The sequence below is a fragment of the Methylobacterium sp. J-072 genome (assembly GCF_022829425.1).
Classification (GTDB): Bacteria; Pseudomonadota; Alphaproteobacteria; order Rhizobiales; family Beijerinckiaceae; genus Methylobacterium.
In genome coordinates this window covers 208,765-228,528 of record NZ_JAKSYK010000231.1, presented here as the reverse complement: position 1 = coordinate 228,528, position 19,764 = coordinate 208,765, and the positions used below count along the sequence as shown (strand labels likewise).

Below are 19,764 nucleotides of genomic sequence, written 5' to 3'. Positions count from 1 at the left end.
CGTCGCGGTCTCCAGGCCGAAATCGGCCTGGATCAGGGCGTCCTCCAGATCCTCCAGGGTGTTGGCGTCGAGCTTGCGCTTGGTGAACAGGCCGGTCACCCGGTCGGTCAGCGCCGACGAGGTCCGCTTCATCCCGGAGGTGAGCCGGGTCCACCAGCCCTTGGCCTCGGGCTCCCGGTCCGGCCCGGCGCCGGCATCGTGGGCGAGCGCGGCGGCGGAATCCACCGGCTGAATGTCGGGCATCGGCTCGATCACGGGCTCCCGGTTCGCGTCCCCGGTATCGACCGGGTCGGCGCCGTGGGCCGGGTCGTCCCCGGCCGTGCCGGCGGGGGGCCGCTCGGGCTCGCCCGCGATCGGCAACAGGTCCGCACCCTCGACCACGTCGGCGACGGGGGGCTCGGATTCCTCGGGCGGCAGCGGGATATGGGCGACGTCCTCGGCCCCGGTGGCGTAGTCGGGCTGGCCCTCGGAGGGCGAGGCCGGCGCCTCGGCGGGCAGCTCCGTCTCGGTCGTCTCCTCGGTCGTCTCCTGGGCCGTACCGTCGCCCGTGCCCTGGCCCTTGCGCCCGAACAGGCGCCCGAACCAGCCGGGCTTGTCCTCGCTCGCCATGAAATCGCGTCCTCGCCCCACCTTGCCCACCCGGCCTTGAGCCACTAGCCCGGCCGGATGTCACTCACCTTCGACATAGGTGCCCGCCTCCTCTACCGCGATGCCCTGCTGCTCGTCATCGACAAGCCGCCGGGCCTGCCGGTCCATCCGGGCCCGCGCGGCGGCGAGACCCTGACCGACCATCTTGACGGCCTCCGGTTCGGCCTGCCGCGCCGCCCCGAGGCCGCGCACCGGCTCGACCGCGACACCTCTGGTTGCCTCGCGCTCGGCCGCCATGCCAAGGCCCTGGCGCGGCTCGGAAAACTGTTTTCCGGCAGCGCCGTGGACAAGACCTACTGGGCCGTGGTCGAGGGCGGCCCCGACGCGGAATCCGGCCGGATCGACCTGCCGCTCGCCCGCCGCTCCGACGATCCGCGTTCCTGGTGGATGAAGGCCGACCCGGCGGGCGACCCGGCCCTGACCCATTGGCGCGTCCTCGGTCGTGCCGACGGCCGAACCTGGCTGGAGCTGAAGCCAATCACTGGCCGTACGCACCAGCTCCGGGTCCATTGCGCGGCCTCCGGCTGGCCGATCCTAGGCGATTCGATCTACGGCAGCGGCCCCCGGGGCGGCAGCCTGCACCTGCACGCGCGGACGCTGACGATCCCGCTCTACCCGAAGCGGGACGCGATCACCGTCGAGGCGCCACCGCCGCGGCATATCGCGGACGCTGTTGCGGGGATGGGCGGCTAGGCCGGCCTACGGTTTTTGGCTGACGGGCTGCACGGCAATGATGGCGCTGGACGAGCGATTCGATCCGGAACCGTATCGAGCGGTCAAACAGGCGCTACGCCCTATGGCCCAGTTGTGCTGCACGGGAGCGCGCGTGATGGGACACGTCACGTCTGTGATCCGGTCCAAACCGCGCGAACGCCGCACAAGCGTGTCCGTGGCGAGACTTGATCGCATGCGGGGCTGCCCCCACAGTGGCCGCGACGGATCCCGCCTGCCGGCGGCTTCATGGTGAGACCAGGCTAGAGCGACCGATGGCCGCCCGCGACGACAACGAGAATAAAATACAGCCGCTGGCACGGCCCGGGATCTATCTCGGGCGGATGGTGATCTTTCTGATCCTGGTGGGCTTTTTGGCCTTCATCCTGTTCAGGCAGATCACGCCGGCCTTCCTGGCCAATCCGGGGCTCAACGGGCTGATCCTCGGGGTGCTGCTGATCGCGGTGCTGATCGCCTTCGGGCAGGTGTTTCGCCTCTACCGCGAGGTCGGCTACGTCAACGCGGTGGCGAGCGGCGGCCAGGCCAAGCAACCGCCGGCTTTGCTGGCGCCGATGGTGCCGATGATCGCCGGCCGGAAGACCGGTGCGCTCCTGCCGGGGACCTCCGGCTATCTCGACACGATCGCGGCCCGCCTCGACGAGGATCGCGAAATCCTGCGCTACATCGCCGGCATCCTGATCCTGCTCGGCCTGCTCGGCACGTTCTGGGGCCTGATCGATACCCTCTCGGCGGTCGGCGGCGTGATCAAGGGCATGCGCGGCGGCGGCGATGTCGGGGTGATGTTCGACGAGCTGAAATCCGGCCTGGCCGTGCCGCTCTCCGGCATCGGGCTCGCCTTCTCGGCGTCGCTGTTCGGCCTCGCCTCCTCGCTGATCACCGGCTTCCTCGAATTGCAGGCCGGCCAGGCCCATGCCCGTTTCCACAACGAATTGCAGGATTGGCTGCTTTCCGGCCAGGCGGTGGCCGAGCCCGCGGCGGCGGGCGCGATCCGGCCGGCCGCAGCCGGCACCCAGGACCTCAAGGAGGCGATCGAGCGTCTGACCGCCATCGCCTCCGAGGGCGGTGGCGGCCGGGCCGCGACGCTCGCCATGACCAACCTCGCCGAGGGCATCCAGGGCCTCGTCCAGCACATGCGCGCGGAGCAGCAGATGATCCGCGATTGGGTCGAGGCCCAGGCGAGCCGCGAGCGTGAGTTGAAGCAGGTGCTCGATCGGCTCGGCCGGGAGCGGGTGTAGTGGCCTCGACCGCGGCCCGTTCCCGACGCCCCCTCAACGTCTGGCCCGGCTATGTCGACGCCCTGGCGACGCTGCTGCTCGCCGTGGTGTTCCTGCTCACCGTCTTCGTGGTCGGGCAGTTCTTCCTGTCGCAGGAATTGACCGGGCGGGACGCCACGCTGGTCAAGCTCAACCGCCAGATCGCCGACCTCACCGACCTGCTGGCCCTGGAACGCTCGAACCGCCGCAGCCAGGAGGACGAGGTGCGCAACCTCCGCACCACGCTGGCCGGCGTCGAGGTCGAGCGCGACCAGGCCAAGTCGCAGGCCGAGGCCGCGACCGTCAGCCAGGGGGCTGCCGGCGCCCTCGACAAGCAGCTCGAGGCCGAGCGCGGCGCGACCAAGCGCGCGTTGTCCCAGGTCGACCTGCTGAACGAGCAGATTAGCGCCATGCGCCGCCAGCTCGCGGCCCTGGAGGATGCGCTGGCCGCCTCGGAGAGCCGCGACCGCGAATCGCAGGTGCGCATCGCCGAGCTCGGCAGCCGGCTGAACGTCGCCCTGGCCCAGAAAGTCCAGGAGCTGGCCCGCTACCGCTCGGACTTCTTCGGGCGCCTGCGCCAGATCCTCGGCAACCGCCCGGACATCCGCGTGGTCGGCGACCGCTTCGTGCTGCAATCCGAGGTGCTGTTTCCCGGCGGCTCGGCGACCCTGAAGCCCGAGGCCGGCCCGGAACTCGACCGGATCGCGGGGGCCATCGCTGACCTCGCCAAGCAGATCCCGGCGGACCTGCCCTGGGTCCTGCGGGTCGACGGCCACACCGACGCGCGGCCGATCAACACCGCGCAATTCCCCTCGAACTGGGCCCTCTCGGCCGCCCGAGCCATCGCGGTGGTGCAGTACCTCGCCGGCAAGGGCATCGCGCCCCAGCACCTCCTGGCCGGCGCCTTCGGCGAGTTCCAACCCCTCGACGCCGGTACGACCGAGGAGACCTACGCCAAGAACCGCCGGATCGAGATGAAGCTCACGGAGCGGTAGGGGGCCAAGTGCTGCGTCCCGGGTGTTGAAGCGCCGGTGACGTTTTTGGGTCTGGATCTTAATGCGCCGTCATCAAGCGGATATTTAATCCGCGCCTGTAAGAGCCTGTTTGATCGCACGCTCTCAGTCGAATGATGGTTCTGCCGAGGGCGATCCCAATCTCTCCCCTCATCCTGAGGTGCTGCGGAGCAGCCTCGAAGGGGCCCTCCAAGGATCGCGCGGCTGGCTGGAGGGCTCCTTCGAGGCCTCCGCTGCGCTTCGGCACCTCAGGATGAGGGTGAGGATGGGAAAGACCAGTCAAACAAGCTCTAAGAAAATTCATTGATGTGATTTCGAGACGAAAACAAAAGTCGATCACATTTGATTCAGCTCGGCCCTGTTTAACTTGGAATTAGCCATTTCGACCCATCGTGCCTTCCAGATGGGGATGGGGTCACGGATGTCCAAGCTTGCCCTTTCCAGGTGCGCGGGTCTCGTCGCCGTCTTCGCGGTGCTCGGCGGGCTGCTGGCTGCGGGTCCGAGCTGGGGCGTTCCGTCAACGGCGGCACCAGCGATGCTCGAGCCGTTTGTCCTCGGCGGACTCGTCGCTCTGGTCGTCGCGGTGAGCGGCGGCGGATGGGTTCTCGCGCGGTCCCGGTTCACCGCGCGCCAGGGCGTCCTGATCGCTGCCGCGGGCGGCCACAGCCTGGATGATCCCAAGGCTGCGGTGATCCTCATCGAGCAGCGCGCGGATGCCGACGCGATCGCGGCGGCGGTGCAGGTCTTCCAGGATGGGTTGAGCCGCATGGGCGTGGGTGAAGTCCCGGCGCCCGCGACGGACTCGCCCGGCTCGATCGCGGCCATGGCCGCGCAGACGAGCGTGATGGCGCTGAGAGCCACCCTTGCTGCGGCTCAAGGCGCTGTGGCCGGCGATGGGTTCCGGGGCGTCGCTGCCCGGGTGAAGGCCCTGGCCGAACAGGCGGCGATCGCCTCCCAGGCATGCCGGATCGCGGCGGCGCCCGATCAGGATCTGGCTGCCAGCGCCAGCGTTGCGGAACCGACCCACGACGTCCGCGCGGCGTCGGCCGCGATCGCGGCCGTGTCGGATCGGCGAGAGACGGGGCGCCGGCTGAGCCGCACCGTCCGCGCCGCCTGAGGCGGTGGGAGCCGGTTCAGGCCCCCCGGCCAGCCAGCGTCTCCTTGTAGGCAAACACCCCCGGCGTGCCGCCGGTCATCAGGAACAGCACCGAGGAGCCCGCCGGGTAGAGCCTGGCGCGCACGTCGTGCAGCAGGCCCGCGAAGGCCTTGCCGCTGTAGACCGGGTCGAGCAGCTTGCCTTCGGTCCGCGCCACGAGCCGGACCGCCTCCAGCATGCCCTCCGTGGGGATGCCGTAGCCGGGGCCGCGGTGGCGCCCGTCGAGGTTGATGTCCTCGGGCGAGACCCGCCGCTCGGCGCCGATCAGGGCCAGGGTGGCGTTGGCCTTCTCCAGCACCTCGGCCCGGGCGCGGCTGTCTTCGGCGAGCACCGCGAAGGATTTCGCCAGGACCGGATCGAGGCCCATCGCGGCGAGGCCGGCGACGAGGCCCGCATGGGTGCCGGCACTGCCGTTGGCGGTGATGATCTGCGCGAAGGTGAGGCCCATGGCCTCCGCCTGCGCGAGGATCTCGGCGGCGGCGTTGGCGTAGCCGAGGCAGCCGGTCGGGCTCGATCCGCCGGAGGGGAAGACGTAGGCGTGGCGGCCCGCCGCCTTCAGTTCGGCCGCCCGGGCCTCCGCGGCCGCGAGCGAGTCGGCCTCGCCCGGCAACTCATGGACGGTGGCGCCGAACACGTCGTCGAGCAGGCGGTTGCCGTTCCCCGTGTAGTCCGGGTCCTGCCGGGGCACGCTGCGGGTGAGGAACAGCTCGCAGGCGAGCCCCGCCTGCGCCGAGGCCGCCGCGGTGAGCCTCGCGTGGTTCGATTGGATGGCGCCCACGGTGATCGCGGTATCGGCGCCCTCGGCCTTGGCCGCGCCGAGCAGGTATTCGAGCTTGCGCAGCTTGTTGCCGCCGAGCCCGATCCCGGCCACGTCGTCGCGCTTCACGAAGATCCGCACCCCGTTCAGGGCCGCGCCGAGATGGCGCGTCAGCCCGTCCAGTGGCTCGATCGGGGTCGGCTGCGCGAGGAACGGCAGGCGCGGGAAGCGGGCGAGGTCGAGACGGGTCATCGCGGGTTTTTACACCGCGCCATCGCTCCTGTCCCGACTCCGGCAGACGGATAGACGCTGTCCGTCCCCGAACCCGACGCAGCCAAGTCCCCAAATTATTCGGCGGCGGGGATGCGTTCGCCGCGGGTCCGAAGGCCCTTGCCGCGGGCGGTCTCGTCCAGGGCGTCGGTGAATTGCAGGCTGGCGAGCTGGGCGTAGAGCGCGCCCTGCGCGAGCAGGCTCTCGTGGGTGCCGGTCTCGACGATGAGGCCGTCGTCGAGGACCAGGATGCGGTCGGCGGCGCGGATCGTGGCGAGCCGGTGGGCGATGACCAGGGTGGTGCGCCCGCGCATCAGCGTGTCGAGGGCCGCCTGGACGGCGCGCTCGGATTCCGCGTCGAGGGCCGAGGTCGCCTCGTCGAGGAGCAGGATCGGCGAATCCTTGAGGATCGCCCGGGCGATGGCGATGCGCTGGCGCTGGCCGCCGGAGAGGGTCACGCCGCGCTCGCCGACCTGGGTGTCGTAGCCCTGCGGCAGGGCCGTGACGAAGCCGTGCGCGTTGGCGAGTTCGGCCGCGCGCTGCACGTCGGCCTCGCCGGCCTCGGGGCGCCCGTAGCGGATGTTCTCGGAGACGGTCCCGGAGAACACCACCGGGTCCTGCGGGACCAGGGCGATGCGGGCGCGCAGGGCCTCCGGATCGACCTGCGCGATGTCGGTGCCGTCGACCAGCACGCGGCCGCCCTGCGGATCGTAGAAGCGCAGGAGCAGCTGCAGCACGGTCGACTTGCCGGCCCCGGACGGCCCCACGATGGCGATGCGCTCGCCGGGAGCCGCCGCGAAGGTCAGCCCGTCGAGGGCGGCGTGGCCGGGTCGGGTCGGGTAGGCGAAGCGCACCGCCTCGAAGTTGACGGCGCCGCGCGCCGGCTCGGGCAGCGGCAGGGTGGGGGAGGGCGCGCGGATCGCCGGCTCGGACGCCAGGATCTCGGTGAGCCGCTCGGCCGCACCGGCCGACATGGCGAGGTCGCCATAGACCTCGGAGAGCTGGCCGAGCGCGCCGGCGCCGAACACCGCGTAGAGCACGAATTGCGAGAGCTCGCCGCCGGTCATGGTGTGGTTGAGCACGCCCTGGGCGCCGTACCACATCACCCCGACCACGGAGGCGGAGATCAGAAAGATCGCGACGCCGGTGAGCAGCGCGCGGGCCCGGATCGAATCCCGGGCGGCGCCATAGGCTTCCTCGGACGCGGCGGCGAATTTCGCGGCCGTGGTCCCCGAGCGTCCGAAGGCCTGCATGGTCCGCACGGCCCCGACCGCCTCGGCGGCGTAGGCCGAGGCGTCCGCCAGCCGGTCCTGGGCGGCTCGCGACCGCCGCCGCACGCCGCGGCCGGAGAGGATCAGCGGGAAGACGATCACCGGGATGGCGGCCAGCACCATCACGGAGAGGCGCGGGCTGGTGATCACCATCATGGCGGTCGCGCCCACGAACAAGAACAGGTTGCGCAGCAGGATCGAGATCGAGACGCCGAAGGCCGCCTTGATCTGCGTCGCGTCGGCGGTGAGCCGGGAGACGATCTCGCCGGATTGCGAACGATCGAAGAAGGCCGGATCGAGGATCGTCAGCCGGGCGAAGACGGCGCTGCGCAGATCCGCCACCACCCGCTCGCCGAGGGTGACCACCGTATAGACCCGGGCCGCGCTCGACAGCGCGAAGGCCGCCACCACGCCGAGCAGGGCCAAAAAGTAGGCGTCGATGACGTTGGCGCCGTCGGCCGTGAAGCCGTGGTCGATCACCCGCCGCATGGCGATCGGCACCACCAGGGTCGAAGCCGAGGCGCAGATCAGGGCGAGGATACCGGCGGCGATCCGCCCGCGGTAGCGCAGGGCGAAGGGCAGCAGGGGCCGGAGCGCGCTCAGGGGCGCCTTGGGCCGGCCGGCCGCGGCCGCTTTCGTCTTACGGGCCATCACGCCTCACGCGTCTCTTCCCACCCGGTCCATGGCGCTTGTTCCCGGCGAGAGGCTGCGATATACGCCGCCCCTCATCCGATTGCGCGTGTTCAATGGCCGCGGGCCGCCACCACGGTCGGCTTGGACGTGCCGTTGCCACGAACTCACTGTTCGGTGCAACCGGTGACACCTTCCGCATTCCGGGCCGGGCGGCGCCTCCTGCGCTCCCCGCCGGCGTGCCAGAACAGGAACGACAGGTCATGGCGAAGGACGCGGCCGCAAAGGCCAAGGGGACCGAGCACCCCGACTACCACTTCATCAAGGTCGTGATGACGGACGGCACCGAGTACCGGACCCGTTCGACCTACGGCAAGGAGGGCGACACCCTCAACCTCGACATCGATCCGCTCACCCATCCGGCCTGGACCGGTGGCGAGCAGAAGATGCTCGATCGCGCCGGCCGCGTCTCGCGCTTCAACTCGCGGTTCGGCAACCTCGGCAAGCGCTGATCCATCGCGGATCGCGCCGACCCGAATCAGAACGGGCGGTCCCTCGCGGGGCCGCCCGTTTCTTTTGGCGCGCACCGTGTCTCCGCAGGGCGCGATGCGGATTTTTCAGCGGAATTCTGTCGCGATTTTTCTGAGCGGCTCGTGAGTTTGATCTTCACCTGCCTCAGAGGGGGAAAATTTTCTTCCATGAGGGCGGCTGCCGACCGCTTCGGCCGGTAGTCATGATCTCCGAGGCCTCTTTTCCGGCCAAGCCAAGCCGTCGTAATGTCCGATGCTGTCGATGATCTCGCCGGCAAACGACCTTCGGCGATCGCGATCTCGGAGAGATCTGCAGGCTGCTGTTGTTTCCGGCGGGATCATCGTTCGGCACGTTCTCAGGCCATTGAGAAAAACCAACACATCATTTCACGCGCTCGAAAGCTGCGAGCGACGTTTTCGGGGTCGTCATCCATGAAACGCTGGCTGTTTTCCGTCCTCGCCATCCTGTTGACCCTCGCCGCACCGGCCTTCGCCGGCGAGAAAATCAAGGTCGGCATCTTCAGCGATTCCGAGGATGTCTGGGCGAAGGTGAAGGACATCGCTGCCAAGGACGGGCTCGACCTCGATCTGGTCGTGTTCTCCGACTACCTTCTGCCGAACGCCGCCCTGGATGCCGGCGACCTTCAGGCCAACGCCTTCCAGCACAAGCCCTTCCTGGAGAACCAGAACAAGTCCAAGGGCTACAAGATCGTGCCGGTCGGCGACACGATCGTCTCGCCGATCGGCCTCTATTCCAAAAAGGTGAAAAGCCTTGGCGAGCTGAAGACCGGCGCGTCGATCGGCATCCCGAACGATCCGTCCAACGGCGGCCGCGCCCTGCTGCTGCTGCAGGCGCAGAAGCAGATCAAGCTGAAGGACGGCGTCGGCATCCTGCCCACCGTGCTCGACGTGATCGACAATCCGAAAACGTTTCAGTTCCGCGAGATCGACGCGGCCCAGCTGCCGCGCAGCCTCGACGATGTCGACGCCGCGGTGATCAACACGAATTACGCCGTCGAAGCCGGCCTGAAGCCGGGCAAGGATTCCATCGCGATCGAGTCGTCGGTCAACAACCCGTACAACAACTTCATCGCAGTGCGGGAGAAGGACAAGAACGCCCCCTGGGTGACCAAGCTCGTCCGCGCCTACCAGAACGACACGATCCGAAAATACATCACGGAGAACCGGCCGGGGGAATTGCCGGCCTTCTGACGGGTATCCCGCGCGGTTGGCGCTGTCGTCTCAACCGCGCGGCCGTCCTCACCCCTCACGGAACCGGAACGCCATGCGCAGCAGCCCGTGCTGGGCTGCCACCGGGCTCTCCACCGGCATCGGCGTCGGCCTGTCGTCGGTGATCAGGGAATCCAGATGCAGGATGCGGGTGTGCAGGCGACGCGCCCGCAGGATCAGCTGCTGGAGCCGCATCGGCAAGAGCGAGAAATCCGCCTGCTTCGGCGGCTCGGTGCTGCCGAGCTTGACCCGGTGCTTCTCCTGCAGGGCCTCCGCGGGGGTCATCTCGCCCTCCGCGACCGCGCGCTGCACCAGCAACCAGGACGCGATCTGCATCAGCAGCGTCGTGAGGCGCATGCTCTCGGCGGCGTAGCTCAGCGTGGCGTCGCGCGACACGAGGCGCGACTCGTCCCGGCCCTCGCCATCGAGATAAGCCGCTGTCTCCTCGACGAGCAGCATGCCGTCGCGAAACAGCGTCTTGAACGCCACGGAATTGACGTAGGTCTTGCCGAAATCGACCCAGTCCCGATCGTCCCGGAACGTGACATCGAAGCCGTTCATGCTGCCTCTCCTGTGCCGCCGACGGGCCTAGCCGTACCGGACCGGGACATTCCGGCCATGGCTCTCGGACGACGCAGCAATCCTAGCGCCGAACCGCGGCAGCATCAGGGTTAGATCTTTCTTAACCTTAATGAGCCGGCCGATGGTTAAGATATGGCGCGCGCCCTCGTGTGCAAGCATTCGAAAGGAGAACTGGACACCGGCGAATACGCGTGGCCAGCGGCCGGTGTCGGAATCGCCCCGGTGCAAGTCGATCGCGCCCTGAACAGGACGTTCGACCGTGACGCATCCAGTTGCGTTGCCCCTTTCAGGACACGCGCAACGTGTGGATCCGACGGATCTATGGCCCCGGCCGGCTCTGAGAGCCTGTTTGACCGGTCTTTCCCACCCTCACCCTCATCCTGAGGCGACGGAGCGAAGCGGAGGCCTCGAAGGAGTCCTCCAGCCAGCCGCACGATCCCTGGAGGGCTCCTTCGAGGCTGCTGCGCAGCACCTCAGGATGAGGGGAGAGATTGGGATCCCCATCGGCAGAACCATCATTCGACTGCGATCGTGCAGTCGAACAGGCTCTTAATGCTGATGCTGGTGGCCGCCGCCGGGCGCGCTCGCGCCGACCGGCGCTACCGAGAACGTGACCGGCACGGCGCCGGCGCGCTGGAAGGTCAGCGTCCCGGAGACGGTGTCGCCGGCCTTTGGGGCGCCGGACAGCCCCTCGAACATCAGGTGATAGCCGCCGGGCTTCAACTCCACGGTCTCGCCGGGCTTGACCGTCAGGCCGCCGGGGACCGGGGCCATCTTCATCACGCCGCCCTCCATCGACATGGAGTGGATCTCGCCCGACGTGGCGAATGGCACCGCGGCGCCCGTCAGCGTGTCCGGGGCGGTGCCGGTGTTGACGATCCGCACGTAGCCGCCCGCGACCTTGGCGCCGTTCGGCGTCGCCCGCAGCCACGGCGTCTCGATCGTGAGGTCGCCGGCCTTGATCGGATCCGCCTGGGCGGCGCCCGCGAACAGGCCGAGGCCGAGGAGGGCCGTGCACAACATCTTCATGGGCCTGCTTCCATCCTGGTTTTTTGGAAATTGGCGACCGGCACCTTCGGCGGCGCGAGGCACGGATCGCCCCGGCGGTGGCATCTCTGCCACACTGGGCCGCCGGTGACTGTTGTCACCGCGCCGCAAGCGAACGCGACGTGCGTTGCCGCACGCCAATGCCACAATCCGGCCCCTTCGATAGGGAGTCTTAAGCCCATCCCGACACCGTGGCGACCGAGTACCCCCGCTCTCGCCATGATCTGACGAACTCCGGACACGAGCCAGCGACTGATGCGCATCAAGGCAACAAACCGGTTCACCGCCATGCTGGGCGTCGCCGCGCTCGGCACCCTCGCCATCGGCGCCGCCGAGGCCCGGGAGCAGGGCAACTACGCCCAGGCCGAATGGGCGCAGGATTACGCCTCGCCCGCCGGCATGCAGGTGCAGCGCGAGACCGTGCCGATCCTGTCGCCCCAGACGGTGTCGGCCACCGAGCAGATGCTCGAGCGCTACAAGGACATCGTCGCCCGCGGCGGCTGGCGGCCGGTCTCCGGCGCCGAGCGCCTGCGCGTCGGCGCGAAGGGCCCGGCGGTGGCCACGGTGCGCCAGCGCCTGATCGTCACCGGCGATCTCGACCCCGCCGCCGGCGGCTCGGGCGTGTACGATTCCTACGTCGCGGCCGGCGTGAAGCGGTTCCAGGCCCGCCACGGCCTCAGCCAGACCGGCGCGATGAGCCTCGCCACCCAGCAGGCGATGAACGTGCCCGCCGACGTGCGGCTGCACCAGCTCGAGATCAACGTCGTCCGCCTGCGCTCCTATTCGGGCGATCTCGGCCGGCGCTTCGTGATCATGAACATCCCGGCCGCCCTGGTGGAGACCGTGGAGAACGGCCAGGTCGTCACGCTCCACGCCGCCGGCGTCGGCAAGATCGACCGCCAGTCGCCGATCATGAACACCAAGGCGACGCAGATCAATTTCAATCCGACCTGGACGGTCCCGGCTTCCATCGTGAAGAAGGACCTGATCCCGAAGATGCAGAAGGATCCGAACTACCTCACCGACAACAAGATCCACATCCTGTCGGGCAACGGCGAAGTCTCGCCGCGCTCGATTAACTGGAACTCGGATGAGGGCACGCGCTTCACCTACCGGCAGGAATCGGGCGCCGACTTCAACTCGATGGGCATCGTCCGCATCAACATCCCGAATCCCTACGGCGTGTTCATGCACGACACGAACACCAAGGGCGTGTTCGGCGACGATTTCCGCTTCATCTCCTCGGGCTGCGTGCGCGTGCAGAACGTGCGCGAGTACATCACCTGGCTGCTGAAGGACACGCCCGGCTGGGGCCGCGAGCAGGTCGAGCAGGCCATCGAGAGCGGCAAGCGCGTCGACGCCAACATCGCCCAGCCCGTGCCGGTCTACTGGACCTACATCACCGCCTGGGCGACCCCGGACGGCCTCGTGCAGTTCCGCGACGACATCTACAAGCGCGACGGCGTGAACGTGCCCTCGACCATCGGGGCGCCGACCCCGGTCGCCAGCGCCGAGCCGCTGCCCCAGACCTTCGAGCCGGGCGACGAAGAGTAAGCGCACCGCGCTTCACGCCTGCGGTTTCCTCCTAGGCCCGCACCCTACCCAGGGTGCGGGCCTCGCGCGTTCGGGGGCCGTCTGTCATCGGGCGGTCAAACGCCTCTGCTTGGCCTTTGCCGCCGAGCAGGAGCCCCCGATGACGCGCGATTCGTTTCCAGCATCCGGAGGCCTCACCCGCCGGGAGACCGTGGCTGGTGCCGCCGCCCTCTCGCTCGTGGCCGGCCGCGCCGGGGCGCAGGAATCCGCGGAGGCCACGGGGATCGTCTACGCCGTCCAGACGGCCGGCGCCGAGCGCGCGCCGCTGCCCGGCGTGCTGGTCTCCAACGGCCGCGAGGTCGCGCGCACGGACGGGCAGGGGCGCTACCGGCTGCCGCTGGCCGGGGATGGCGCGGTCTTCGTGATCAAGCCGCCGGGTTACGCCCTGCCGCGGGACGCCGACAACGTGCCTCGGCACTCCTACATCCATCAGCCCGGCGGCACGCCTGCCGATCTTGGGCTGCGCTACAAGGGCCTCGCGCCCACCGGCCCGCTGCCGGCCTCGATCGACTTCACCCTGACGAAGGCCGACGAGCCCGCGGATTTCGACGTGATTCTGTTCACGGATCCGCAGCCCGAGAGCCGGTTCGAGCTCGACCACGTGCGCGACACCGCGGTCGCCCGGGCCCTGGCGATCCCGGCGGCCTTCGGCCTGACCACCGGCGACGTGCTGTTCGACGACCTCTCGCTCTACGGCCGCTCGAACCGCATCGTCGGGCGGATCGGCCTGCCTTGGTACAGCCTGCCGGGCAACCACGACCTCAACATGCAGGCGCCGGATGCCCGCTACAGCCGCGAGACCTGGAAGCGGGTGTTCGGGTCGCCGACCTACGCGTTCCGGCACGGGCGCGTGCTGTTCGTGATGCTCGACAACGTCGAGTGGATGGGGCCGCCGGTCCCCGTGGGGGCGAACACCTACCGGGGCCATATCGGCGAACGGACGCTGGCCTTCCTGAAGAATCTCCTGGCCGAGATCCCGCCCGACGACCTGATCGTCCTGGCGACCCACATTCCCCTGGTCACGGATACGGGTGACGATCCGCGCAGCGCGACCATCGACCGGGCCGCGCTGCTCGACGTGCTGGTGGGGCGCAAGGTGCTGAGCCTGGCCGGCCACACCCATACCACCGAGCATCACTACCCCGCGGAGGGGCACCACCACCACGTGATGACCGCCGTGTCCGGCTCTTGGTGGAGCGGGCCGGATACCCGCACCGGCATCCCCTCGGCCGACAGCCGCGACGGCACCCCGAACGGTTTCCACGTGCTGTCGATCCGCGGCACCGATTACACGACCCGCTACGTCCCGGCGCAGGGCGAGCCGGACGCGACGATGCGGATCGCCTTCGAGAGCGAACTGCGCCCCGCCGCCCCGGAGATCGTTCGGGCGAGCCATCCGATGCAGGCGCTGCGGCCGCCAGTTCCGCAGGAGGCGCTGGCCTCGACCAACCTCGTGGTCAACGTCTTCGACGGTGGCCCGCGCACGAGCCTGACCTTCCGCATCGGCGACCGGGCGCCGGAGCCAATGGCGCGCACCCGGCGGCTCGACCCGTTCGTGACCGAGCTCTACGCGCGCTATCCCGAGACCAAGAAGAGCTGGGTCCAGGCGACGCCCTCGACCCATATCTGGACCGCGCGCCTGCCCGACGACCTCGCGCCGGGCGCCCACCGGGTGACGGTGGACGGGACGGACGAGTACGGACGGCCGATCCGGTCCTGTGCCGTGCTCGAAGTCACCGGCGACGGCGCGCGCGGCTGACGATCGACGCCGTCAGCCGCGCGGATCCTCAGGCCGCGAGCTGGCGGCTGCCGTGGCTGCCTTCCTGAATCTCCTCGACGATCTTGGCGCAGAAGGCGTCCAGGTCCTCGGGGCTGCGGCTGGTGACGATGCCCTGATCGGTCACCACCGCCTTGTCGTGCCAGCGGCCGCCGGCATTGATCACGTCGGTGCGGATCGAGGCGAACGAGGTCAGGTCGCGGCCCTTGGCCGCGCCGGCCTCGATCAGCAGCCACGGCGCGTGGCAGATCGCGGCCACGACCTTGCCGGAGGTGAGGAAGCTCTTGATCACCGCCAGCGCCTTCGGCTCCAGCCGGAGCTTGTCCGGGTTGATCTGGCCGCCCGGCAGGACCAGGGCGTCGTAGGCGGCAGGGTCGACCCGGTCGAGATCGAGGTCGACCGCGACCTCCTTGCCCCAGTCGGTCTTGTCCCAGCCGCGGATCGTGCCCTTGCTCGCGCGCGATTGCGGCGCGGCCACCGAGACGGTGGCGCCGGCCTCGGCCAGCTTGGCCTGCGGCACGGTCAGTTCGCTTTCCTCGAAGCCGTCGGTGGCGAGGATCAGGATCTTGGCTTGGCGGATATCGGGCATGGCGAGCCTCCTTGTTGGGGGTCTGCCCGGTCAACGGAGGCCGGTTCGCGCTGTTCCGAGGGGCGCGACATGGCAGGCCGGCGCGCGGAACCCATGCAGGGGCGGCCCGTTGATCCGGCATCCCGAAAACCATCAGGAGACCGCCATGGCCAATCCCGGCCTACCCGAGCCTACGCCCGGCGATCTGCCGCCTCTGCCGCTTCCGCCCGAGGAAGAGCCCGATATCGGGCCGACCGGGCCGCGTACGCCCTATCCGGTGAACGATCCCGGGATCGGCGAGCCGGGCGGACCGGGCTCCGAGCCCGACGTCTTTCCGGGCACGCCGACCGATCCGGGGACCCGGATGTGATGATCAGTGGCCGCCGTGCGAGGTGCGCACGTCGCGCGGCGCGCTGAGGATTTCGGAGAGGCTCGTCACCACGTGGCGGGCCTCTTCGTCCGTCAGGCGCAGCTGGAACGGCGGCAGCGCGCCGGCCTGCAGAGCGACCACGGCCTGGCCTTCCTCGTCGGTGCCGACCTCGATCGCCGAGGAGGTGACGTCGAGCATCGCGACTTCCTCGTCGCCCAGGCCCTCGCCGAGATCCGGCTCGTCGCTGTCGTCGATCGCGGTGAGGAGCTGCCCGACGGCGCGCACCAGGGCGCGGGCCGCGCGGGCATCCATCACCACCGCCGTCGCCTGATCGTCCTTCTGGAAGGAAAGCTGGATGTTCGCGCCATCCAGCGAGACCGAAATGCCTGCCATGTATCGCCCGGGAGCCACGCGCCTTAACTGTCTGTCCGCGTTCCGTATATGCATCGGAAGTGCCGGAAATCACAGGGGGCGCCGCGCCGCCCCGCCGGCCCCGTTCGACCTGCGACCGAGACGCCGCGTGCAAAATGCCTTGTTGCCGCCGCAGGCAGCGCCTAAATAGAGCCTTGGGGGGCTTTCCCACCGAGACCGGCGCGTTCAAGCGACCAGCGTCTCGCGCCCTGCCACACTGGCCAACCCAGCAAGACCGTGGTGCATCGCGCGGCATTCTCGCCGTGTGCATGACCTATGGACGAACGAGGTACCCTACGTGAATACCGGCACTGTGAAATGGTATAACGAGACCAAGGGCTACGGCTTCATTCAGCCCGACGACGGCGGCAAGGACGTGTTCGTTCACATCTCCGCCGTAGAACGGGCCGGGATGCGTAACTTGGTCGAGGGCCAGCGGCTCTCGTACGAGGTCCTGACGGACAAGCGCAGCGGCAAGGACGCCGCCGGCAACCTTCAGGCGGCCTGATCCGCGAACGGGATTGAACCGGCCGCATAATGCGGCTCCCCTTTCCGACGCTTCCACCCGGGCGAGATCGTCCGGGCGACGGGGGCGTCGGAGGCAACCAGCAGAAACGACGCCGGGCGCGCACAGACGTCCGGTCCAGAAAAGAAAAGACACGCTTTATAATGATGTTCGAATATACGCGGCGCCGCGGCGTCCGCTCCCCCGTCACCGATGCGCCGACCTTCCGGGTTGGGCGGCTGGCGCGGGCTAAGTCCGCGACCGAGACCGGGGCCGATCTCAGCAACCTGATCGACCGGTCCTACAATTACCATTCCCCGCGGGAACTGCACTGGCACCTCGCCGAGCGTCTCGGGCTCGCGCCCAACGCGGTGGTGATCCGCGAGGCGGCGGCGGCCTGAGGGCCGACGTTCCGTTTGGAATTTTCCAGACGCTCATGACGTATGGAGCCGCGTTCGATCTCAGATCGAGCGCGGCTCTTGCACGCGATGGGTCGCGCAGCAGCGGTGCTTCTTTCGCGCCGCCCCTTTCCCGGGCGTATGCAGCGCCAGCGGAATGCGACCCGGGACCCAGCACATTAACACCGCGCAGCGGCATCGTCGGCTCTCATATCGTGCCGCTGCGCGGCGCTTTGCCTGCTGGGTCCCGGATCACCTTCCACTGGCGTTCCAGGTGTCCGGGAAAGGGGCGGCGCGCGTAAACCGAACGGGGCGTGCCCTACCGATCCCAGGCCGCCAGGACCGGATCCCGCAGGGCCACTGGTGTCGCCAGCAATTCACCGTGGACCGGATCGGGCCGGTTGTAGGTGGTCGCCTGACCCTTGAGGTCGCAGACCACGCCGCCCGCCTCGCGCAGGATCAGGTCGGCCGCCGCGATGTCCCAATCGCGGGCATTGCCCGAGATCAGGCCGACATCGACCGAGCCCTCCGCCACTCGGGCGAGCCGCAGGGCCAGCGACGGGATGCGGTCGATCCGCTCGAAATCCACGTCGGCGCCCGCGCCGCGCGCCAGGCGGTCGAGCATCGGCTTCGGCCCGGTGATGCGCGCGCCCGGCAGAGTCTCCTTGGCATCCACCCGAATCGGCTCGCCGTTCCGGGTGGCGCCGCATCCAAGCACCGCTTCGTAATCGGCGTTGCCGACGGGGGCGTGGACGAACCCGATCCGCGGCTGGCCGCCGGCCAAGAGGGCGACCGCGATCGACCAGTCGGGATGGCCCGACAGGAACGCCCGGGTGCCGTCGATCGGATCGACGATCCAGACGAGGTCGTGGCCGATGCGCGCCGGATCGTCCGCGGTCTCCTCGGATAGCCACGCGGCCGCCGGCACCAGCGCGCTCAGGCGGATCTTCAGGAAGGTGTCGACCGCGACGTCGGCCTCCGTCACCGGAGAGCCGCCGGCCTTCGACCAGATCCGCGCGGAAGTCTGGCCGCCGAGCTTGAAATACGGCCGGGCGATCTCGGCGGCCTCGCGCATGACCGCGCGCAGGTCCGGCATCAGGGCGGAGACGGCCGCGTCGGTGATGGGCTCGGGCATCGCGCTCCGCGGGGCATGCGTCAGGCCCGGATCGGGCCACGTTGGGGCCTCCGCCCGGCTGGTCGGACGTGCTGAGCCGGCTCGGAAGGAGATCTGAGAACACCGGAGGGCCGTGCCGCCCGGTCGCTCCCGTTGTAGGGCGCCGCCGGCACGGCCACAAGGATCCGCACTCTGCCACCGGGATCGATCGAGACTGATCGATCTTCGCAAGGAAGTGTTGAGCATTCAAGGAAGCATTGAGCATTCCTCAAATGACATCCCCGTCCAGAATCGCTTAACGACGGTGATTAAGCTGTGCGGAGGAGTTCGGGTGCGATTTTGCTTGGCATAACGGACGGCCCGACACGGGTCGCCACTTGCTCCAGGGATCCGGACAGATGAACACGTCCTCGTTCACCGACGAACGCCGCGAAGGACCTGCCGAAGGACCTGCCATGGATACCCAAGGGGTCGCAGCTGTGTCCGCCTTCACCCCGTCGCCGCTGCCGGTGATCGGCCGGATGTCCGGCGCCCGCAAGGCCGCGGGCATCGCCCTGGCCTACGCCACCGAGGATGCCGAGATCTGCGGCGCCGACCGGTTCAGCCTGATCCTGGTCGATGCCGAGGGCGAGGAGCTGAACCGCTTCGGCTGCTTCGACGAGGACGACGTGGTCGCCATCTGGCGCGACATCGCCGCCCGGGCCGGGCTGGTGCGGATGATCGTCCGGGAGGACGGCGTGCTGGTGCCGGTCTCCGAGCAGATCGGCCGGCTGATCCTCGGTCGCATCCGCATCCGCCGCCGGCATGCCGGGCTCGGCGCCCGCCGCCCGCGCTTCCTGGCCCGCCGCAAGACCGGCCGTCTGCCGGCGCGGCCGCAAATCTACCGCGGCGAGAACGAGATCATCGCCCGCACCTGATCGGACTGCCGAAGCTCAAGACAGGCTGCGCAGCAGCGCGTCCGCCGAGAGACCCACGAACAGGATCAGGCCGGCATCCCGGTTCGAGCGGAACAGGCTCAGCGCTCCCCGCCCGTCGCGCTCCCGCAGCGACAGGACCTGCCAGCCGAGATGCGCGGCGAAGGCCGCGACCCCGAGCGCCCCGATCAGTCCCGCGCCCGCGCCCCTGGCCGCCAGCGCGATGAACAGCGCGGCGAGCGCGTAGCACAGGCCGACTCCGCTCCGCACATGCCGGCCGAACAGGCGGGCCGAGGAATGAATCCCGGCGATCTCGTCGTCCTCGATGTCCTGGACCGCGTAGATCGTGTCGTAGCCCACGACCCAGCAGATCGTGCCCGCGTAGAGCAGCAGCGCCGGGGCATCGAGGCGGGCGAACAGAGCCGCCCAGCCCATCAGCGCACCCCAGGCGAAGGCCAGCCCGAGCACCGCCTGCGGTATCGGCATCACCCGCTTCATGAACGGATAGATCGCCACCGGCAGCAGGGAGCACAGCCCGACGATCACCGCCTGCTCGTTGAACTGCAGCAGCACCGCGAGGCCGACGAGCAGCTGGGCCAGAAGGAACAAGGCCGCGTGGCGCGGCCGGACCTGCCCGGAGGGGAGGGGGCGCTGGCGGGTGCGCTCGACCTGGGCGTCGAGATCCCGGTCGGCGATGTCGTTGTAGGTCGAGCCCGCACCGCGCATCGCCACCGCCCCGATCAGGAACAGCAGGCAGTGCCAGGGATCGGGAAAGGAAAGATCCGCCCGGATCGCCGCCAGGGCGGAGGACCACCAGCACGGCAGAAGCAGCAGCCACCAGCCGATCGGCCGGTCGATGCGCGCCAGGCGCAGATAGGGCCGCCAGGGCCGCGGCGCCGCGCGCTCGACCCAGTGTCCGGTCACTGCATCGGCCGGACGCCCGTCCTCTGCCGCCGTCCCGCTCATCGGTCGGATCTCCGATCGCCCACGCGCAC

At 69.3% G+C, this 19,764-nt stretch carries 20 protein-coding genes and 1 pseudogene; 12 read left to right on the top strand and 9 right to left on the bottom strand.

From position 1 onward, the window contains the following. A partial coding sequence (locus MKK67_RS32170) for a signal recognition particle receptor subunit alpha (RefSeq protein ID WP_243973228.1) occupies positions 1 to 609 on the bottom strand: 609 nt, incomplete at its 3' end. A 57-nt stretch (positions 610 to 666) separates the two neighbouring features. Between MKK67_RS32170 and MKK67_RS32165 the strand changes: the two genes are divergently transcribed. The 4 genes from MKK67_RS32165 to MKK67_RS32150 all read left to right on the top strand — a co-directional run bounded on the left by MKK67_RS32165 (position 667) and on the right by MKK67_RS32150 (position 4,763). Continuing rightward, complete coding sequence (locus MKK67_RS32165) at positions 667 to 1,341, top strand: RluA family pseudouridine synthase (RefSeq protein ID WP_243973226.1); 675 nt, start codon at positions 667 to 669, stop codon at positions 1,339 to 1,341. Positions 1,342 to 1,634: 293 nt separating this feature from the next. Then, positions 1,635 to 2,615 (top strand): MotA/TolQ/ExbB proton channel family protein, encoded by a 981-nt coding sequence (locus MKK67_RS32160; protein ID WP_243973224.1) that lies wholly within the window; start codon positions 1,635 to 1,637, stop codon positions 2,613 to 2,615. Then, positions 2,615 to 3,628, top strand: a complete 1,014-nt coding sequence (locus MKK67_RS32155) for a peptidoglycan -binding protein (protein ID WP_243973221.1) — start codon at positions 2,615 to 2,617, stop codon at positions 3,626 to 3,628. The genes MKK67_RS32160 and MKK67_RS32155 overlap by 1 nt, the downstream gene beginning before the upstream one ends. A 439-nt stretch (positions 3,629 to 4,067) precedes the next feature. Further along, entirely contained in the window at positions 4,068 to 4,763 is a 696-nt protein-coding gene (locus tag MKK67_RS32150) for a hypothetical protein (RefSeq protein WP_243973219.1), read from the top strand. Positions 4,764 to 4,779: 16 nt separating this feature from the next. Here the strand turns inward: MKK67_RS32150 and MKK67_RS32145 are convergent, their stop codons facing one another. After that, the gene (locus MKK67_RS32145; RefSeq protein ID WP_243973217.1) at positions 4,780 to 5,811 is read right to left on the bottom strand and encodes a D-cysteine desulfhydrase family protein; all 1,032 of its coding nucleotides are present in this window, start codon (positions 5,809 to 5,811) and stop codon (positions 4,780 to 4,782) included. A gap of 95 nt (positions 5,812 to 5,906) precedes the next feature. Then, a complete protein-coding gene (locus tag MKK67_RS32140) occupies positions 5,907 to 7,751 on the bottom strand; it encodes an ABC transporter transmembrane domain-containing protein (protein WP_243973215.1) in 1,845 nt (614 codons plus the stop codon). A gap of 242 nt (positions 7,752 to 7,993) precedes the next feature. Here MKK67_RS32140 and rpmE point away from each other — a divergent pair, with 242 nt between their 5' ends. Together rpmE and MKK67_RS32130 are read left to right on the top strand one after the other, a co-directional pair. Next, entirely contained in the window at positions 7,994 to 8,242 is a 249-nt protein-coding gene (gene rpmE / locus MKK67_RS32135) for a 50S ribosomal protein L31 (protein ID WP_007565880.1), read from the top strand. A gap of 450 nt (positions 8,243 to 8,692) precedes the next feature. Further along, positions 8,693 to 9,472 carry a MetQ/NlpA family ABC transporter substrate-binding protein gene (locus tag MKK67_RS32130; protein ID WP_243973213.1) on the top strand — a complete coding sequence of 260 codons (780 nt, stop codon included), beginning with the start codon at positions 8,693 to 8,695 and terminating at the stop codon, positions 9,470 to 9,472. 48 nt (positions 9,473 to 9,520) lie between these two features. On the opposite strand, the gene MKK67_RS32125 is transcribed toward MKK67_RS32130, so the two are convergent. Together MKK67_RS32125 and MKK67_RS32120 are read right to left on the bottom strand one after the other, a co-directional pair. Beyond that, positions 9,521 to 10,051, bottom strand: a complete 531-nt coding sequence (locus tag MKK67_RS32125; protein ID WP_243973211.1) for a DUF1465 family protein — start codon at positions 10,049 to 10,051, stop codon at positions 9,521 to 9,523. A gap of 570 nt (positions 10,052 to 10,621) precedes the next feature. Further along, positions 10,622 to 11,053 (bottom strand): annotated as a pseudogene (locus MKK67_RS32120) (copper chaperone PCu(A)C); the annotation flags it as partial. Between the two features lie 321 nt (positions 11,054 to 11,374). Here MKK67_RS32120 and MKK67_RS32115 point away from each other — a divergent pair. Next, positions 11,375 to 12,673 (top strand): murein L,D-transpeptidase, encoded by a 1,299-nt coding sequence (locus tag MKK67_RS32115; RefSeq protein WP_243973209.1) that lies wholly within the window; start codon positions 11,375 to 11,377, stop codon positions 12,671 to 12,673. Between the two features lie 139 nt (positions 12,674 to 12,812). Then, positions 12,813 to 14,471 (top strand): calcineurin-like phosphoesterase C-terminal domain-containing protein, encoded by a 1,659-nt coding sequence (locus tag MKK67_RS32110; RefSeq protein ID WP_243973207.1) that lies wholly within the window; start codon positions 12,813 to 12,815, stop codon positions 14,469 to 14,471. 28 nt (positions 14,472 to 14,499) lie between these two features. Here MKK67_RS32110 and MKK67_RS32105 read toward each other — a convergent pair whose 3' ends face one another. Beyond that, positions 14,500 to 15,078 carry a type 1 glutamine amidotransferase domain-containing protein gene (locus MKK67_RS32105; RefSeq protein WP_243973205.1) on the bottom strand — a complete coding sequence of 193 codons (579 nt, stop codon included), beginning with the start codon at positions 15,076 to 15,078 and terminating at the stop codon, positions 14,500 to 14,502. A gap of 145 nt (positions 15,079 to 15,223) precedes the next feature. On the opposite strand from MKK67_RS32105, the gene MKK67_RS32100 reads away from it, so the two are divergent. Continuing rightward, positions 15,224 to 15,427, top strand: coding sequence for a hypothetical protein (locus MKK67_RS32100; protein ID WP_243973203.1), 204 nt, complete (start codon positions 15,224 to 15,226; stop codon positions 15,425 to 15,427). A gap of 3 nt (positions 15,428 to 15,430) precedes the next feature. On the opposite strand, the gene MKK67_RS32095 is transcribed toward MKK67_RS32100, so the two are convergent. Further along, positions 15,431 to 15,820, bottom strand: coding sequence for a hypothetical protein (locus MKK67_RS32095; RefSeq protein WP_058194769.1), 390 nt, complete (start codon positions 15,818 to 15,820; stop codon positions 15,431 to 15,433). A gap of 316 nt (positions 15,821 to 16,136) precedes the next feature. Between MKK67_RS32095 and MKK67_RS32090 the strand changes: the two genes are divergently transcribed. Both MKK67_RS32090 and MKK67_RS32085 read left to right on the top strand, forming a co-directional pair. Beyond that, positions 16,137 to 16,346, top strand: a complete 210-nt coding sequence (locus tag MKK67_RS32090; RefSeq protein ID WP_058194768.1) for a cold-shock protein — start codon at positions 16,137 to 16,139, stop codon at positions 16,344 to 16,346. Positions 16,347 to 16,507: 161 nt separating this feature from the next. Further along, positions 16,508 to 16,744, top strand: a complete 237-nt coding sequence (locus MKK67_RS32085; RefSeq protein ID WP_092042045.1) for an AsnC family transcriptional regulator — start codon at positions 16,508 to 16,510, stop codon at positions 16,742 to 16,744. A 316-nt stretch (positions 16,745 to 17,060) separates the two neighbouring features. On the opposite strand, the gene MKK67_RS32080 is transcribed toward MKK67_RS32085, so the two are convergent. Further along, positions 17,061 to 17,876: an inositol monophosphatase family protein gene (locus MKK67_RS32080; RefSeq protein ID WP_243973201.1), complete on the bottom strand. Its 816-nt coding sequence runs from the start codon at positions 17,874 to 17,876 to the stop codon at positions 17,061 to 17,063. 434 nt (positions 17,877 to 18,310) lie between these two features. Here MKK67_RS32080 and MKK67_RS32075 point away from each other — a divergent pair, with 434 nt between their 5' ends. Further along, positions 18,311 to 18,772, top strand: coding sequence for a DUF6101 family protein (locus MKK67_RS32075; protein ID WP_243973200.1), 462 nt, complete (start codon positions 18,311 to 18,313; stop codon positions 18,770 to 18,772). A gap of 15 nt (positions 18,773 to 18,787) precedes the next feature. Here MKK67_RS32075 and ubiA read toward each other — a convergent pair whose 3' ends face one another. Beyond that, complete coding sequence (ubiA, locus tag MKK67_RS32070; protein WP_243973199.1) at positions 18,788 to 19,735, bottom strand: 4-hydroxybenzoate octaprenyltransferase; 948 nt, start codon at positions 19,733 to 19,735, stop codon at positions 18,788 to 18,790. Positions 19,736 to 19,764: the final 29 nt, after the last annotated feature.